Origin of the sequence: Shewanella sp. 10N.261.52.F9 (genome assembly GCF_041471165.1) — a bacterium.
In the GTDB taxonomy this organism is placed as follows: Bacteria; Pseudomonadota; Gammaproteobacteria; order Enterobacterales; family Shewanellaceae; genus Shewanella; species Shewanella marinintestina.
Map to the genome: position 1 here is coordinate 1 of NZ_JBFRNX010000032.1, position 17,200 is coordinate 17,200.

Genomic DNA, 17,200 nt, shown 5'->3' on the forward strand with positions numbered 1-17,200 from the left:
CGACCTTGGCCACTAAACACCGTTACTGTTAATGGGTCATTGTCGGCATCAGCAATCAGCCCGGCTGTCACTAAATCAATCGTCACTGGCGTATCGCTAGCCGTTGCTTGTGCGTAATCACTGGCTGTTGGCACATTATTAAGCACTAACGGGTTAGCATCATCAACATTGATAACGATACTCGCTAACGCCACACCGCCCTGGCCGTCACTCACCTCATACACCGCGCTGTCTGTGCCAATGAACCCATTTGGCTCATAATTAACGATGTTACCGCTTAAACTAAAGCGAGTACTGTCGCCCTGATTAATACCAGTCACTCGCACTGTACCGCCATCAGCGTCCGCAATTGAAGCGTTCAAATCAATCGCCAAAGCTGTTTCACTGTCTGTATTCGCCAGCACATTTTGCGCCGTAGGCGGCACATTATCCGTTACATTAATCGCAACCAAAATACGGTCTATTGTTGTACTCTACACCACCATCAGTTAATTTTCCTTTTGCAACGACCTCTGCTCCCATTGCATCAAAAAAAGGAGTTAACTCGCTAAAGAAGCACTTTGCGAAAAGGTTCTTTGGTAAAATATCGACTGAAAGAATAGCATCTAAAACTATATAGTTATGGTACATGAAAATATTTTTAGAGGAGCTATAACTTGTTAATATATACAAGGACTCCCCTTTCGGGAATTAAATATCTTGCTTGTTTTTGCTCGATAATGTGCCTTTAATAAAATCATTATCTACAATAATATACAAAAAATGGCCGAGCATAGCGCCAGTTTGCGACTTAAATTCATAAAGCCCAACTTTATCAACCTCTGAGTGCATTCTAGATAGCTCTGTAGGAGTTACTTCTACGTCATTGAATTTCTCTATGTAGTCACAATAAAACTCTAATCGTTCCTTAGGCACGCCCTCATAAAAGTTAACTATGACCTCAGGGCTGCTTACTCCGTATGGGTTATCACTATCTGAAAAATTGTCTTTGTAACGTTTTGACAAGACTTTATCGAGTCTACCGGATTGATTTTTGTCATCACTATAGAGCTTATTAAAGTCATCTAAGAAGTCGAAAAAAATGAGTAGCGCAATTTGTTTCCGGTTTGAAGGTTTAGTGTGACCGTTCTCCCAGCGAGACAATGTTATTTCATCAAGAGAGCTAAAGGACTCATGGACAGTTTGAATACGAGTGACCAGTTCAGCTTGTGTATAATTCATCCTTTCGCGATATCGCTTTATATAATCACCAAACATAGTTCATCCTCCGTTCAAGTTAAACCTGAGCATAAGTCGTTAATAAACTGTTGCAAACAAATCATTACAGTGCCTTTAGTGACTAGCAAAGCTAGCCATTATTAACTCTTTTCAGCTCAAGTCAATATGAGCAATTTCCGTTGTCTGAGCACAAAATTGGTAAATACATAGCGATGCATAGGCGGTAAGCTAAGTCCTCCCAATGTTACAAACTCTACGAGTTGAGCAAGAATGCCTATACTCAAGCTGTTGTTTAATTATATTTAAAAAGTCCGCTTAGCACATTAAAACCACAAAAAATAATAAATGCTATGTTGGTTACCTGCTTTTCAAAAGAAAATAGCGTTAGACATGAGAGAAGTGAATTACTTTTGGGCGGCACATGGAAAACGAACTATTTGCACACTTTGTTAGAGATTATAGAAAACGTAACAATTTAACTCAAAATCGACTGGTCCAAATCGTTACATCAGCCTCTGATGAGTTTTATGGCTTAGATACAGTAACCATAAGCCGGTGGGAAAATAACGTTACCAGCCCACAACTTTATCGAAAACTCAAAGTCGCAGATATTTTGGGGGTTGATTGGTATTCCCACACACTAGATAAACTGGATTTAAATAATGATAAACACATAGAAAATGATGATATTTTTTCGACCATAAAGGAAAAAATACCTTTAATGATCAATATTGATGAAGCTAGCTTTATAAATATAAGTGATCTTTCCGAACTAAAGGGTAAAGCGATTTGGCAAAGTATCAATGAGTTTATTTTCAAATTAAAAGAAGATTACTTTATCAATTTGGATTCTAGCGTTACAACATCTCTATACCTAAGCAATACTGGGCTTACAGGATACTACTCGGTTTGCCTAATGTGTAATAGGGATTTTTGGCAATATTTAGGGGAATCAAATCACCTACTTCCTCTTGTAAGTAATTGCAAAAATGATGAATGCAAGGATTCGTTGATTATTGGTGGTTACTATGGTCTCACTAAAAGCGTCAGTATTATTTGTCTTGCCACAATGATTAACGAGATTGTCAACTTAAATGTAAAGAGAGTCGCAATCATTTGCAAAAGTAAGCAACAGAAAGTAATTGCTGAAAACCTTGGTTTCAAAGAGTACAAAACAAAATCTGAATGTAATTTAGGAAAGTTTTTAAGCATTATGTACGCCGAAGTTGATCTTTTAAAATCATCGGGTCTTTTTTATCAATTGTTTATAAAAAAACAATTTCTTTAGAGGTTTACGTATGTTCAATATACTCATAATCGAAGACGATGATTTTATCAGAAATGTTTACCAAGCCTCGCTTGAAAATTTATCAAATGACATTACCGTTTATTGTGCAAACAATGGTGAAGTAGGTATTGAGCTATTAAAAAACATAAAGATTGACTTTATCATTCTAGATCTAATGATGGAGAAAGGAGATGGTGTTTATGTATTAAGGAATCTATCATCAATTGCCAACTCTCCATCAGTGATACTTTGCAGTTCTGTAGAAACTGGAATGCTATCCTCTATTAGTGAATTAGCAGCGATGTACAATGTAAATATACTCGGCATGGTGAAAAAGCCAGAATTACCAATTACATTAATTTACAATGCCATTACTGAGTCTAAAGGTTCTAGTAATATAGATGATGACATAAGCGATAAACATGATAAAACAGAGTCATCATCGCTTTTAGACATAAAGGAATATGTTCACAACAACCTTAATACTGCTTTAAGTGTGTTTTATCAGCCACAAATATGTTTGAAAAGTAAAGGTATTGTTGGTTTCGAATCTTTAGTCAGGTTGATGCACCCTAAATATGGTGTATTACTTCCTTATCAGTTTTTACCTTATTTGGACTCCGACGAGTTTGAGGAGCTTACATGGCAAGTCGTTAATAAAACCTTTAGACAACAAAAGTTGTTGAGAAAAAAAGGTTACAACCTTAATAGTTCAATTAATATACCACCGAAGATAATGGAAAATATAACATTTCCGGAAAAAATTCAAAAACTGGCGTTAAACTATGACTTGCCGCAAAAGTCGATTGTTTTAGAAATGCTAGAAGGAACAAATGTTGACAATAAAACATTATTAGATGTCTGTACAAGGCTTAGATTAAAAGGTTTTAACCTATCTATCGATGACTTTGGTGAAAATCAATCATCTTTTGATAGATTTAAACGTTTTCCTTTTAATGAAATTAAGATAGACCGTAAGTTTATAGTTAACCTAACTCAAGATGATAAAAAAGTTGCTATCGTAAGTTCATTAATAAAGCTAGGAAAAGAACTAAACATTCCTGTGATAGCCGAAGGTGTAGAGACTGACAAGGTGTTAGAAAAGTTAACTAATTTAGGATGTGACTTGGTCCAGGGCTATCTCATTTCTCCACCGGTAAATGACATAGAATTCATTGAATTACTGAATGCAATATAAGGAATTTGGAATGAAAGCAACTAGTATTGAATCTATAGTTAATAACTTTTCTGAAGTAACAAGTATAGATGATAGAGTAATATTAGCTGAGTTATTTAATCTGTATTTTATTACATTATTAGATGATTACTCCAAACTAACTAATGCACTTAACGATGACGATATAAACTCAATATCAGCCGTTAAACATAAGATGATTGGCGCAACCAACACAATAGGGATAGAACCAATACTTATTTTTTTGTCCCATGATAATGAATATTTGCAGGCTAACATTGTTCATTTGGAATGCTTAATAGATCAATACACAACTCTATTTAAGTTACATTTAGAGAACGTTTAGGCGAGGTCAGATGAAACTAATCAATATTTTCAAGAAAGTAAAGATGTCTCTCGGGGTATCCCTTATTCTGTTGATTTTTATAACATTCTATCAATTCCTGTCGCTACAAGCGCAAAACAACAACATAAAAATTCACTACAAGGTTATTGAAAAGGCCCGAGGTATATACAAGTTACGCCATGAACTTGAAGATGGATTGAACAGTCATTCTGTGAGTATTGATAAAGTTGAGAAGAACCTAGGACAACTCAAAACGATAGAATTCAATAGCCGTGAAAGACTCTTTTTGAGTAATGAAATATTGTCTTCTGTTTCATCGCTTAACAATGAAATAAAAGACCTTAAAGTGACAGCACTATTGAAAATAGCCTCATTCAAAGAAACACAGAGAGAAAGGGATAAAGAAAAATCCAGAATGATCTCTAGTGCTAAAAACACATATAAAAAAGCACTTTTTTTAAACAGGCTTGAAAACCGTTCTTATGAGAACGTAAATGGAATTTTATTATTTATATCAAACATCAGACAGTTAGACCGAGAATATCAGCTAATAGATAACAAAGAAGAAATTCAAAAGGTTAGGTCTGAAATTGATATCCTTTTCAAGAATGCGCTCACATTAGTCGGAAAGCAAGATTCTAGTGCTCAAAAAGGTTTATGGTTAGAAACAAAAAATGAGCTAAACCACTTCAGATTACATTTGAACTATTTTGTAACTAAGAATGAAAATCTTAAATCTGAAAAGATTGAACTCGTTTCCTATATCGAAACAACATCTGCAAAATTTAAGCAATCTGTAGATACAATACAGCGATTACTTGAAGGACGAAGTAACCTTATTCAGCTACTCACTTATCCATTATTAATCCTAGGATTAATATTTATATTAAACACAGCAATATTAATATCAATTTTTAAAAAGTTAAACGTACAAAAAGAAACGTTAAACATTAAGACTGAAGAAAAATCCAAATTTTTAGCTGCCATGAGCCATGAGATCCGAACGCCTTTGAATGGTGTTATTGGCACAGTTGAGTTAATTAAAGACAATAAAATTTCTGATTATCAATTGAAAATAATAAAACTTTCTAGCCAAACACTAAAAAATCATATTGATAACATTTTAGATATATCAAAAATCGAATCAGGAAATATGGAAACCTCTTCAACCACTAGGCTATTAAGTAGTGTATTTCAAGATCTTAAGATAATGCTAACTCTACTAGCAAAAGAAAAAAATTGTGATATTAAAATTAGAAACAGTATTTTTCAAGATGACATAGAGCTAACTCTAGACCATGTAAAATTAAAACAGATACTGATTAATATTGTAAGCAATAGTATTAAGTATGGAGATAATTTCAAATCAGAAAAATTTGTAGAGATAGAATACTATTATGTTTTAAAAAACAACCATATTGGCGAACTATTTATAAAAGTAATCGATAATGGTGTAGGAATGAATCAGGCGGAAGTAAATTATTACTCAAAGCCATTTAAACAATTTTCAACTAACTATGATATTGCAAGTTCTGGGTTAGGGGCAAATGTAGCAAAGGAATTTGTACATCTAATGAACGGCAGCTTTTCAATATCTTCAGAAAAGTTTATAGGGAGCGAAGTTAATCTAGTATTGCCTTTTGTTATCAAACAGGCCCATGAAGCGGTAAGCGATCTAGCTCAAACTAAAAAGAAAGAGTTAATTACCGCTACCATTAAGAAAAAGGTACTCACTATCTTGATTATTGAAGATCATCCGTTTAATCGCTACGTGTTAGAACAACAGCTTATGCAGTTAGGACACCAATATTTAAGTGCAGACAATGGGGTTGAAGCCGTTGATTTAATATCAAAAAGTAAGGAAATCGATTTAGTCATTACTGATATCAATATGCCAGAGATGAATGGTGTCGAATTTGCTCATTACGTAAGAGAAGAATTAAAGCTACACACACCGATTATTGCGCTAACAGCAGATGCGCTGAAACATGATCATGAAATATTTTTGCAAAACGGTATACATAGTGTTCTGACCAAGCCTATCTCGGCAACAGAGCTTAGTGAGGCGATACAAGAACATACTAAATAGTCAACACCGCACCATAAAACCAAATTAGATTTTATGGTGCTGCTAAGCACAAATAACTTATATTACGCGTAAATGGCTAACGTTATTTGGTAACTGTTTTTATGCTAGTTTTACGTTAATTAGTTTAATTTAACCTCGTTTCATCCAGCCTTGGCCTCCTTTCGGTAAGCATGTAATAAAGGTTCGGTGTAACCAGACGGTTGCTGCTTACCTTTAAAAATCAAATCGCAAGCAGCCCTAAAGGCGATACCCTCAAAACCTGGTGCCATATTGATATATTCACTATCAGTTTGATTTTGCTTATCAACCACTAACGCCATCTTTTTAAGTGATGCCATCACCTCATCTTTAGTGCAAACACCGTGGTGTATCCAATTAGCAAGGTATTGCGATGAAATACGTAAAGTCGCCCTGTCTTCCATCAAACCAACATTATTAATATCAAGCACCTTTGAGCAACCTACGCCTTGATCAATCCAGCGAACCACATAACCTAAAATACCTTGGGCATTATTATCGAGCTCAAACTGCTTTTGCTCGTGAGTCAGTTCGCTCAACTCTTGCATTAAAGGCAGGGTTAATAAGTCATCTAGACTTGCTCGCTTACGCTGCATTAACTCTTGCTGCACATCAGTCACTTTCACTTGATGATAGTGGGTTGAATGTAGAACCGCGCCATTGGGTGATGGCACCCAAGCCGTATTAGCACCCGCTTTGGGATGACCTATTTTTTGCTCTAGCATGGCTGCCATTTCGTCTGGCATCGGCCACATACCCTTACCTATCTGGGCAAGACCTTGTAAGCCACACTCAAGTCCAATATCAACATTCCAGTCTTCATAAGCTTTAATCCATGCTTGTTGTTTCATCACTGATTTTGCAACGAATGGACCAGCTAGCATAGACGTATGAATTTCATCACCGGTTCTGTCCAAAAACCCGGTATTAATAAACACCACTCGTTCACGCGCGGCGCGAATACACTCTTTCAGGTTCACTGTGGTGCGGCGCTCTTCATCCATAATGCCGACTTTGATGGTGTTGCGTGGCAGTTTGAACGCGTCTTCTATTCGGGTAAACAGCTCACAGGTAAATGCCGCTTCTTCAGGACCATGCATTTTTGGTTTAACAATATTTATCGACCCTTTGCGGCTATTACTGCGCTGGTTATTATTACCCTTTAGATCGTGGATAGCTGCAAAAACTGTCACCATGCCATCCAAAAAGCCCTCAGGCACTTCGTCACCGTTTTTATCAAGTACTGCATCGTTAGTCATCAAGTGACCTACGTTACGCACAAACAGTAGACTACGTCCGGGCAAAACAATACTCTTACCGTCTGCGGCGCAATACACTCTGTCGTCGTTAAGCTCACGCGTTATTTTTTTACCGTTCTTATTTAGGTTTGCGCTGAGGTTACCCTGCATCAGACCTAACCAATTACGATAGATCTCGACTTTATCTTCAGCATCAACCGCCGCAACTGAATCCTCACAATCCATAATGGTGGTGACAGCCGCTTCCACCAATAAATCTTTAACCCCAGCCGAGTCGGTTTGCCCAATGACACTTGAGCGGTCAATTTGGATTTCTATATGCAATCCATTATTGACTAGAAGTACTGCACTTGGGCTTGCAGGACCTCCATTAAAGCCGACAAATCGCTGTGGATGCAGTAACCCTGTTTGAGTGCCATCGTTAAATTTAACTTGTAGCTTTTGATCTTCAATAAAGTATTGCGTAACGTCTGCATGAGAACCGACAGCTAAAGGCGCTGCGGTATCTAAATGCTTTTTAGCGAAAGCAATCACTTTAGTGCCGCGGATTGGATTATAAGTTTTGCTTATCTCAGCGCCGTCATCGACAGAAATAGCATCTGTGCCATAGAGCGCATCATATAAACTGCCCCAGCGAGCGTTGGCTGCATTGAGCGCAAAACGGGCATTTTTAACCGGCACCACTAACTGAGGGCCCGCTTGAGAGGTAATTTCAGTGTCAATGTTTTCTGTGGTTATGGCAAACGGCTCACCCTCTTTAACCAAGTAACCAATGTCGGCTAAAAAGGCTTTATAGTCTGACAATACAAATGGTTTGCCTGCGTTACCTTGATGCCATTCATCTATTTGCTGTTGGATCTGTTCACGCTTTTGCAGTAAGGCCCTATTGACGGGACCTAATTGATTAACGATCTCTTCAAACTTACGCCAAAAGATTTGTGAACTAATCCCTGTACCAGGGCAAATTTCACTATCCACTAATTCCCAAAGTGATTTAGCAATTTGTAATCCACCGACTCGGATCCTTGCAGTCATAATATGCCCTTGTTTATCTAATTAGAGAGGTAAGTAATGGCGAACCATTGCCTTAATCCAACTACGTTATCGTTAACTAGCCTATACCACGCCAACATTATTTATGAAATTTATACTATTTATATCCAGCATTCACCATAGTTATCAAAAATGCATTTTTTGCGTAAATAAACAACAACGCTGTAAATTTGTTACTTTAATAAGCCTTCACGACCAAAACTGTCAGCAGTTTGTGTGATCAATTGACGCATCCACTTATGTGCAGGGTTATGCTGTAGTAGTGGGCTCCAGGCCATGGTAAGTGCGATAGGCTGAATGATAAACGGCGGCGGAACTATGCAAACTCGCTCGTTATTCTCGTGCTGCTTTGCCATTTTACTTGGTATGGTTGCGATCAAATCTTGTTGCTCTGCCAACAAACAAGCAGCTTGATAATGGCGAGTGAACACGGTGATGCGTCGCTGTACACCTATTTTTGTTAAGGCCTCATCAACCCAACCTAACCTTTGCACATCGCCTGGGTCCATTCCCACTCCCACACCCATGCCGGTTTTACTGACCCAAACATGATTCGCTTTTAAATAGCTGTCTAATGAAAACTTATCTAGAACCGGATTTGTTTTACTAATCAGACAACTAAAGTCATCACTCCATAACACTTTTTGATGAAACGACTGCGGAATACTATCGAAGCGGTTGATCACCATATCTACTCGACCTTGCTCTACATCGGGGAAGCTCACATCACTTGGGGTCATAATATCGAGGATCACATTAGGCGCTTCAGTACGCAACCTTGCGATAAGTGGTGGGATTAACGTAGCTTCTGCGTAGTCGCTAGCCATGACTCTGAACACTTGCTCACTTTGTGCGGCGTTAAACTCAGCTCGAGGTTGCACCGCTTTTTCTAAGCCAATGATTAGCTCACTAATTGTAGGCTGTAGCTCCTGTGCTCGCTCTGTAGGTGTCATGCCTTGGCTGGTTCTGATCAGTAAGGGGTCGTCAAATAAAGTGCGTAGTCTTTTTAAGCCATTACTCATAGCTGGCTGGCTGATCCCCAGTTGATCTGCCGCCTTTGTAACATTTTTTTCACGTAGCAACACGTCAAGATAAACTAATAAATTCAGATCGATACGAGATATATTCATAAAACAAATACCGGATATAGAAACTATAAATTAGACTTATTTAAACAAATCTTACTAATATTTTCAACGTAATCAATCGCCGCTAATCATATTGTTAAAGGAATAGACACATGACAAATTACAGAACAAACATCGATGAAGCTGCTACCTTGATTAATGGTGAAGGTAGTGCATGGAATGCAATCAACCCAGAGTCTGTAGCCCGTATGCGTCTACAAAACCGTTTTAAAACGGGTTTGGATATTGCTAAATACACTGCAAAAATTATGCGTGAAGATATGGACAACTACGACAAAGACTCGTCGCAGTACACCCAATCTTTAGGTTGCTGGCATGGATTTATTGGTCAGCAAAAAATGATCTCTATTAAAAAGCACTTGCTTACCACTAAGCGTCGTTATCTTTACCTTTCGGGTTGGATGGTTGCAGCACTGCGCAGTGAGTTTGGTCCCCTTCCAGACCAATCAATGCATGAAAAGACATCTGTAGCCTCGCTCATCAAAGAGCTGTATACCTTCTTGCGCCAAGCTGATGCCCGTGAACTCGGTGGTCTATTTCGCCAGTTAGATGCTGCAGCTGAATCAGAAAAAACGGCAATCCAAGCAAAAATTGATAACTTCGAAACCCATGTTGTACCAATTATTGCTGATATCGATGCCGGTTTTGGTAATGAAGAAGCGACTTACCTGATGGCTAAGCAGATGATCGAAGCCGGTGCATGCTGTATTCAGCTTGAAAACCAAGTGTCTGACGTTAAGCAATGTGGTCACCAGGACGGTAAAGTTACCGTACCCCACGTTGAGTTCTTAGCAAAAATCAACGCTGTTCGTTATGCATTCCTAGAACTAGGCATTGATGATGGTGTCATTGTGGCGCGTACAGATTCATTAGGCGCAGGCCTAACGCAAAAGATTGCCGTAACCAATGAAGCTGGCGATTTAGGCGACCAATACAACTCATTCTTACAAGTTGAAGCGGTAGATGCAGCCAATCTTGCTAATGGTGATGTGGTATTTCAGCAAAATGGCCAACTTGTTAAGCCATCACGTTTACCAAACGGCTTATTCCAGTTCCGTGCTGGCACAGGTGAAGAACGTTGTGTACTTGACTGCATTACGTCACTACAAAACGGCGCTGACTTACTGTGGATTGAAACAGAAAAGCCGCACGTTGCACAGATTGGCGCAATGGTAAACAAGATCCGTGAAACCATTCCGAACGCAAAGCTGGTTTACAACAACTCGCCATCGTTTAACTGGACGCTAAACTTCCGTCAGCAAGTTTTCGATTTAATGAATGAAGCAGGTCAAGACGTATCCGCTTATGACCGTGACAAGCTAATGAGCGTGGACTACGACAATACCGAGCTAGCTGTACAAGCTGATGAAAAAATTCGTACCTTCCAAGCTGATGCTGCACGTGAAGCCGGTATTTTCCATCACTTGATTACACTACCGACTTACCATACTGCTGCGCTATCGACTGATAACTTAGCGAAAGAGTATTTCGGCGACCAAGGCATGCTTGGTTATGTAGCCAATGTTCAGCGTAAAGAGATCCGCCAAGGTATCGCCTGTGTTAAACACCAAAACATGGCAGGTTCAGATATGGGTGATGATCACAAAGAGTACTTCTCTGGTGACCAAGCACTAAAAGCATCTGGTAAAGATAACACCATGAACCAATTTAGCTAAGTCGTCATTTAATCTTGAGTTTTTGAAGTGGACTTAAGTATTTAATGAGCTAATTATGAAAGGCCTGCTAGTAAGCAGGCCTTTTTACTATATGTGGCCTCTTCCTACTTAGATTGACGTTTTCCTTCTATAAAAAAGATATTTTAAGGTCTTGTAAAACAATAATTTATTGCAATAAAAATACCCGTCATTCTATTTGTATTGAAATTATTCAAACCAAACATATCACTTAATAACAATTAGATTTGTATTAACCAACAAAATAAATGTTTAACATATTTTATTGGGTTGCAATAAAAACTGTGACTAACTTAACGTTAGTGGCTATGTGTATCAAAACGTATCAATGACTACTTGTGATTGTAGCATGAGGACGTTAGTCTGCGGCGCATGTACCTGTAGCCAGACTAAACCATGCGATTAAATACCTTTTCAATCTTCCCCCAGCTTCACTTATTATGCTTTTTGCTAGTTCTTAGGATTTTTAAACATAGCACTGTTACAATTTTTCTCGATTCACCTAAGTCATTCGCAACAAAGCAAACACCAAATCTAACCGCAAATTGTTGCTTGTCATCAACTAAAAACAACGGTTTCACTCTAGTGGAGCTGGTCGTTGTTATTATGCTTTTAGGGGTTATTACGGTACTTGCTGTGCCTAAGTTTACAGGTTTTGGCCAAGAAGCTAGGATCTCACAACTTAAAAGCTTGGCTGCGAACATAAACAGTCAAAACCAGCTTGTTTACAGCAAAAGTGTACTCGACAATATTGAACAGCTTGAAGGCTGCAGCTATCAATGTGGTGGACACCCTAATTGGGATGTCATGGCTGGAGAATATTTTGTTGATGTTTCCGGAACTCGCCTATACGTGAGTCTAGGCTATCCACTGCCACCACTTTCTTATAGTCCTGCTGTCGAGCCTAATTATAGAATAGCATTTGGCTTACCAGAATCAGACTTTGCGTTCACTCAGGTTTGGCATCATGGTTCAGCAACCGCTATAGTCCCTGCTCAATTGCGCCATAAACTCAATGAAATTAAAGATGGTCGTTTTCAGTGCCATATTGAATATACTTCACCAACACCCACAACGAGGTACAAACTGCAGGTTTACTCACAAAATTGCTAATCTCTACAAATCATTTTGATTAGAGCGAGAAAGCATCACTTTAGTGCGCCCTAAACACAATACTGTGAAACTATATTTCAATGAAAGCAGTTCAGTACAATCTTATTTAGCAGAAGATGTAGCTTAAAAGTTATAAACAAATTACTAAATGAACAATGGCTTATAGTTAAGTGTGAGCTTACGCTCAATAACAAAATAACCTCTTTAAGCCTAGTAAAACGCCGCTTGTTAAGACTAAGAACAATCGATAGTCTTCGCACTTTTGCAAACTCAGACAGATTGTATGCGCGCACAAAACAAGCCTATAAGCGGCTTTACAATAATTGAACTGGTTATGGTCATCGTTATACTTGCGATAATCGCTGTAATCGCTTTACCCAAGTTACTAGCTTTAGGAAGAGACGCACAAATTGCTCAGCTTCAAAATATCGCGAGTAAAGTGAATGCTCAAAGCAAAATGATTTATACAAAGAGCGCGATCGAGAACATCCATACTCTTGCAGGCTGTTCTCTATTTTCTAAACATCCACATTGTCATCGTCTATTTGGTGAATACTATATTGAAGTGGGTGGTACTAAAGTCTTTGTTAGCAATGGCTACCCGCTTGCGCCAATTAAGACCAACAATATCATCAATAATAACTATCGCAGTGCTTTTGGTTTACCTAAGGAGGAATTCCTGATCGCTAGGGCTTCACTTCTCAGTTCCACCACTGCAGTGATCGTACCGATTAAATGGCAGAATAAATTAGCTGATATACGCAATCGACGCTTTCATTGTCATATTGAGTACCGTCAGCCGACTAAACAGCGTGAATACTCAGTCGAAGTGTTTAGCCAAGACTGTTGAACCTAAAATTATAAATAATTGAAAACCAATAAAAAGCCAGAACTAAGTTCTGGCTTTTTATTATATCGCGCAAATAAATGCTTGTTTACTTCTCAGTCCAGCGATCCATCCAACCAAGTACATTGTCGTACCATTGCTCTAAATTGTCTGGGTTTAGGATCCAATGATTTTCATCTGGGTAAATTAATAACTCAGATGGAATGCCATTACGCTGCATGTAAGTAAACGCCGCTAAACCTTGACCATAAGGAACACGGAAGTCTTTTTCACCATGGATAACAAGCATTGGTGTTTGCCAGTTTTCAACATAGTTTACTGGGTTAAACTTCTCATACAGCTCTTTGTTTTTATCGTATGTGCCACCAAACTCAAACTCTGGGAACCAAAGTTCTTCAGTTACGTAGTACATAGAGCGCATATCAAATAAGCCAGCATGGTTAACCAGACACTTAAAGCCGTCATTCCAGTTACCTTGGATCCAGTTCATCATGTAACCACCATAAGAACCGCCCAATGCACAGGCATTATCGCCGTCTAACCATTTTTGCTGCTTAGTCACAGCTGCTAGACCTTTTTGCAGATCTTCAAGCGGCTTACCGCCCCAATCTTGGGTGATTGAATCGGTAAATGCTTGTCCGTAGCCTGTAGAGCCGTGGAAGTCGATCATCACCACACCGTAACCGGCACCCGCCCATAACTGTGGATTCCAGCGACTGCTGAACGAGTTACCAAACGAGCCTTGTGGACCGCCGTGCACTAAGAAGGCAATTGGGTACTTCTCGCCCGCTTTGTAATTAGCAGGTTTGATCCAGTAACCGTAAACCTCTTCGTTATTCCAGCCTTTAAAGCTAAATTGCTGATACTCACCAAACTTAACCTTAGCAAGCTTATCTTTGTTGATGTCAGTAATGCGATTGACGTCCTGACCATCAAGGTTCATGGTGTAAAGATCGCCCGGCTCAACCAATGACTTATGGCTAAAGATAATCTTGTCGTTATTTACACCAACAATGCTGTTGCTACCTTCGTTATAGATAGTCTTTACATCACCAAATTGAGTGTTAACTTCAAAAATAGACACTTGGCCAACATCTTGCGCGGTAACATATAAGGTCTTATTGTCTTTACCAAATGCTAATGAGCTTGGGCTACGATCCCATAACGGCGCCACTTCTTTCTCTTGGCCTGTTACAGTGTCGCGCAGCATAATGCGGTAACGGTCAGCTTCAAAACCGGGCTTCGTCATCGCAAAGTACGCTAAGTAGCGACCGTCAGCAGAATACGTAGGGTGTGCATCCCACGCTTTATTCGCTTCAGTTAAGTTCTCAGCCTTGCCACCAGCCACGCTCACTTTCCATAAATCGTAGTTGGTGATCCAAGCTTGGTCTTTACCTGGTGCTTTAGCGGTATAAACCACATGCTTACCATCTGGCGTAAAGGTTACTTCTTCCATGCCCGAGAATGGCTTAGGCGGCGTTTCAGTATCAAGACCTGCGGTTACATCAACTGCATCAGTGACTTTAGTGCCATTTAATTGGGCGACAAACAGGTGGCTTCTTGAATGGTCGCTCCATGTATCCCAGTGACGCACCATTAACTGTTTATATTCGCGGCCCGTGGTGTCACGCTCAGCGTCTTCGGTAAACTTGTCTTTAGAACAAGCAAGATCTTTACACTCAGGGAACACACGCATGTTCACAACGGCTTGTTTACCATCTTGTGATAATTTAAAGCCTTCAACATCCAGAGGGAAATCGGTAACTTGAATCGCTTCACCGCCATCAAGTGCCAACTTGTAGATCTGACTTGAACCATCGCGCGCAGCTAAAAAATAGATACTGTTATCATTTGGACCAAAGGTCACGCTATGCTCAGTACCGGCTGCACTGGTGATCTGTTTTGCTTGAGCTGTAGAGCTTAAATCTTGCAGATAAAGGTCGGTTGTCGACTCTCCTTCTGCATCAATATTTTTCACGGCATAAACAATTTTTGTGCCGTCATTAGACAATACTGCTGAATGCAGCTTATTCATTTTAACTAAGTCTTGAACGGTAAAAGGCTTTGGAGATGCGGCTTGTGCGCTAAAAACCATGCCTGCAGACGCAAGCGCCATTATGATTGCAGTTTTTTTCATCGTAATTATCTTATTGTTATCGTTAATGGTGGTTATCGTTTTCAGTTCAATTTGTAACACACTGATTTATTTGTCAGTTGACCAGCACATTAGCCAAAATAGAGGGCTTAGGCAATATGCCTAAGCCTTTCTAGCAAAACCGACTGCAACAAATTATTTCAGTCGACTTAACGAATGGGCTAAATAGCAAGCCAAAAATTAAGCTTATCCTTGTAACTTAACCTTCCAAATTGCTGGACCGGTTTCATGGGCATTAACCCCGTCAGAATCAACCGCCACAGTTACGGGCATATCTTTTACATCAAACTCGTAAATTGCTTCCATGCCTAAGTCTTCAAACGCCACAACGCGTGCTTTCTTAATAGCCTTAGAAACGAGGTAAGCAGCGCCGCCTACAGCCATTAAATAACAAGACTTATGTTGTTTTATTGATTCAACCGTTGCAGGACCGCGCTCAGCTTTACCAATCATGCCCATAAGACCTGTTTTCTCAAGCATTAGCTCAGTAAACTTATCCATACGTGTTGCGGTTGTAGGACCTGCTGGGCCAACAACTTCATCACCAACCGGATCAACTGGACCCACGTAATAGATAAACTTACCTTTAAAGTCGACACCCTCAGGCAGACCTTCACCACTTTCTATTAGGCTTTGAATGCGTTTATGGGCCGCGTCACGACCTGTTAGCATTTTGCCGTTCAGCAATAAGGTGTCGCCACTCTTCCACTCTTGCATTTCGGCTTGAGTCACTGTGTTTAAATCAACACGGCGAACACTCTCACCCACTTCCCAAGTGATTTCCGGCCAATCTTCAAGTGAAGGTGGGCTAAGATCCGCAGGACCTGTACCGTCTAAATGGAAATGAACATGACGTGTAGCCGCACAATTAGGGATCATCACAACAGGCTTAGACGCAGCATGTGTTGGAGCAGATTTGATTTTGATATCAAGTACAGTAGTTACGCCGCCAAGACCTTGCGCGCCAATACCTAATTTATTTGAACGTTCAAAAATCTCTAAACGTAGTTTTTCATCTGTGGTCTCAGCCCCGCGAGCTTGTAGTTCATGGATATCAACGGGATCCATTAATGACTCTTTTGCCATTACAGCCGCTTTTTCCGCTGTACCGCCAATACCTATACCCAGCATACCCGGTGGACACCAACCCGCGCCCATTGTTGGTAGAGTCTTCTCTACCCAAGCAGCAATATCATCAGATGGGTTTAACATCACCATCTTAGATTTGTTTTCAGAACCGCCACCTTTAGCAGCAATAGCCACGTCAACATGGTTACCAGGCACCATCTCAACATGCACAACTGATGGCGTATTGTCTTTGGTATTCTTACGGCCACCAGCAGGATCGGCAACAATTGACGCACGAAGTGGGTTATCAGGATTGGTATAAGCGCGACGTACACCCTCATCAACCATTTCCTGTACGGTCATATCGGTTTTATCCCACTGAACGCCCATACCGATTTTAACGAAACAGGTTACAATACCCGTGTCTTGGCATAGCGGACGTTTACCTTCTGCAGACATACGTGAGTTGATAAGAATTTGCGCAATTGCATCTTTAGCGGCAGCACTTTGCTCACGTTCGTAAGCTTCGCTCATCGCATCAACAAAGTCTTTTGGGTGATAATAAGAGATATATTGTAGGGCATCAGCAACGCTTTCAATAAGATCGGCTTGCTTGATTACAGGGACTTCTTTGCTCACAGACACTTCCTTTTTAGCAGACACTTATAAATTGGCTGAAGTCACACGCAATGTTTAGTTGTTCAATTGC

General features: G+C 39.7%; 14 protein-coding genes. 7 read left to right on the top strand and 7 right to left on the bottom strand.

Annotation, left to right across the window (positions count from 1 at the left end; translation table 11 throughout):
* From AB4298_RS19195 to AB4298_RS19205, 3 genes are all read right to left on the bottom strand, one after another.
* The coding region (locus AB4298_RS19195; RefSeq protein ID WP_371987966.1) for an Ig-like domain-containing protein at nucleotides 1-452 on the bottom strand (452 nt) is incomplete at its 3' end.
* The gene (locus AB4298_RS19200; protein WP_371987967.1) at nucleotides 439-672 is read right to left on the bottom strand and encodes a hypothetical protein; all 234 of its coding nucleotides are present in this window, start codon (nucleotides 670-672) and stop codon (nucleotides 439-441) included. The genes AB4298_RS19200 and AB4298_RS19195, both read right to left, overlap by 14 nt.
* A gap of 18 nt (nucleotides 673-690) precedes the next feature.
* Nucleotides 691-1,221 carry a hypothetical protein gene (locus tag AB4298_RS19205; RefSeq protein WP_371987968.1) on the bottom strand — a complete coding sequence of 177 codons (531 nt, stop codon included), beginning with the start codon at nucleotides 1,219-1,221 and terminating at the stop codon, nucleotides 691-693.
* 418 nt (nucleotides 1,222-1,639) lie between these two features.
* On the opposite strand from AB4298_RS19205, the gene AB4298_RS19210 reads away from it, so the two are divergent.
* Genes AB4298_RS19210 through AB4298_RS19225 form a run of 4 tightly spaced genes read left to right on the top strand, consistent with a single transcriptional unit; the run spans nucleotide 1,640 to nucleotide 6,136 of the window.
* The gene (locus AB4298_RS19210) at nucleotides 1,640-2,506 is read left to right on the top strand and encodes a helix-turn-helix transcriptional regulator (protein ID WP_371987969.1); all 867 of its coding nucleotides are present in this window, start codon (nucleotides 1,640-1,642) and stop codon (nucleotides 2,504-2,506) included.
* Between the two features lie 10 nt (nucleotides 2,507-2,516).
* Nucleotides 2,517-3,704 carry an EAL domain-containing response regulator gene (locus AB4298_RS19215; protein WP_371987970.1) on the top strand — a complete coding sequence of 396 codons (1,188 nt, stop codon included), beginning with the start codon at nucleotides 2,517-2,519 and terminating at the stop codon, nucleotides 3,702-3,704.
* Between the two features lie 10 nt (nucleotides 3,705-3,714).
* Nucleotides 3,715-4,047, top strand: a complete 333-nt coding sequence (locus AB4298_RS19220; protein WP_371987971.1) for a hypothetical protein — start codon at nucleotides 3,715-3,717, stop codon at nucleotides 4,045-4,047.
* A gap of 10 nt (nucleotides 4,048-4,057) precedes the next feature.
* Nucleotides 4,058-6,136 (top strand): response regulator, encoded by a 2,079-nt coding sequence (locus AB4298_RS19225; RefSeq protein WP_371987972.1) that lies wholly within the window; start codon nucleotides 4,058-4,060, stop codon nucleotides 6,134-6,136.
* 140 nt (nucleotides 6,137-6,276) lie between these two features.
* Here the strand turns inward: AB4298_RS19225 and AB4298_RS19230 are convergent, their stop codons facing one another.
* Both AB4298_RS19230 and AB4298_RS19235 read right to left on the bottom strand, forming a co-directional pair.
* A complete protein-coding gene (locus tag AB4298_RS19230) occupies nucleotides 6,277-8,448 on the bottom strand; it encodes a malate synthase G (RefSeq protein WP_371987973.1) in 2,172 nt (723 codons plus the stop codon).
* 191 nt (nucleotides 8,449-8,639) lie between these two features.
* On the bottom strand, nucleotides 8,640-9,596 hold the full coding sequence (locus AB4298_RS19235) for a LysR family transcriptional regulator (protein WP_371987974.1): 957 nt from the start codon (nucleotides 9,594-9,596) through the stop codon (nucleotides 8,640-8,642).
* Between the two features lie 110 nt (nucleotides 9,597-9,706).
* Between AB4298_RS19235 and AB4298_RS19240 the strand changes: the two genes are divergently transcribed.
* From AB4298_RS19240 to AB4298_RS19250, 3 genes are all read left to right on the top strand, one after another.
* Nucleotides 9,707-11,290, top strand: a complete 1,584-nt coding sequence (locus tag AB4298_RS19240; RefSeq protein WP_371987975.1) for an isocitrate lyase — start codon at nucleotides 9,707-9,709, stop codon at nucleotides 11,288-11,290.
* Between the two features lie 570 nt (nucleotides 11,291-11,860).
* Nucleotides 11,861-12,421 (top strand): type II secretion system protein, encoded by a 561-nt coding sequence (locus tag AB4298_RS19245; RefSeq protein WP_371987976.1) that lies wholly within the window; start codon nucleotides 11,861-11,863, stop codon nucleotides 12,419-12,421.
* A 283-nt stretch (nucleotides 12,422-12,704) separates the two neighbouring features.
* A complete protein-coding gene (locus AB4298_RS19250) occupies nucleotides 12,705-13,271 on the top strand; it encodes a prepilin-type N-terminal cleavage/methylation domain-containing protein (RefSeq protein ID WP_371987977.1) in 567 nt (188 codons plus the stop codon).
* Nucleotides 13,272-13,356: 85 nt separating this feature from the next.
* Here AB4298_RS19250 and AB4298_RS19255 read toward each other — a convergent pair whose 3' ends face one another.
* Nucleotides 13,357-15,405 carry a dipeptidyl-peptidase 5 gene (locus AB4298_RS19255; RefSeq protein ID WP_371987979.1) on the bottom strand — a complete coding sequence of 683 codons (2,049 nt, stop codon included), beginning with the start codon at nucleotides 15,403-15,405 and terminating at the stop codon, nucleotides 13,357-13,359.
* Nucleotides 15,406-15,609: 204 nt separating this feature from the next.
* The gene (locus AB4298_RS19260) at nucleotides 15,610-17,130 is read right to left on the bottom strand and encodes a fumarate hydratase (RefSeq protein ID WP_248997205.1); all 1,521 of its coding nucleotides are present in this window, start codon (nucleotides 17,128-17,130) and stop codon (nucleotides 15,610-15,612) included.
* Nucleotides 17,131-17,200: the final 70 nt, after the last annotated feature.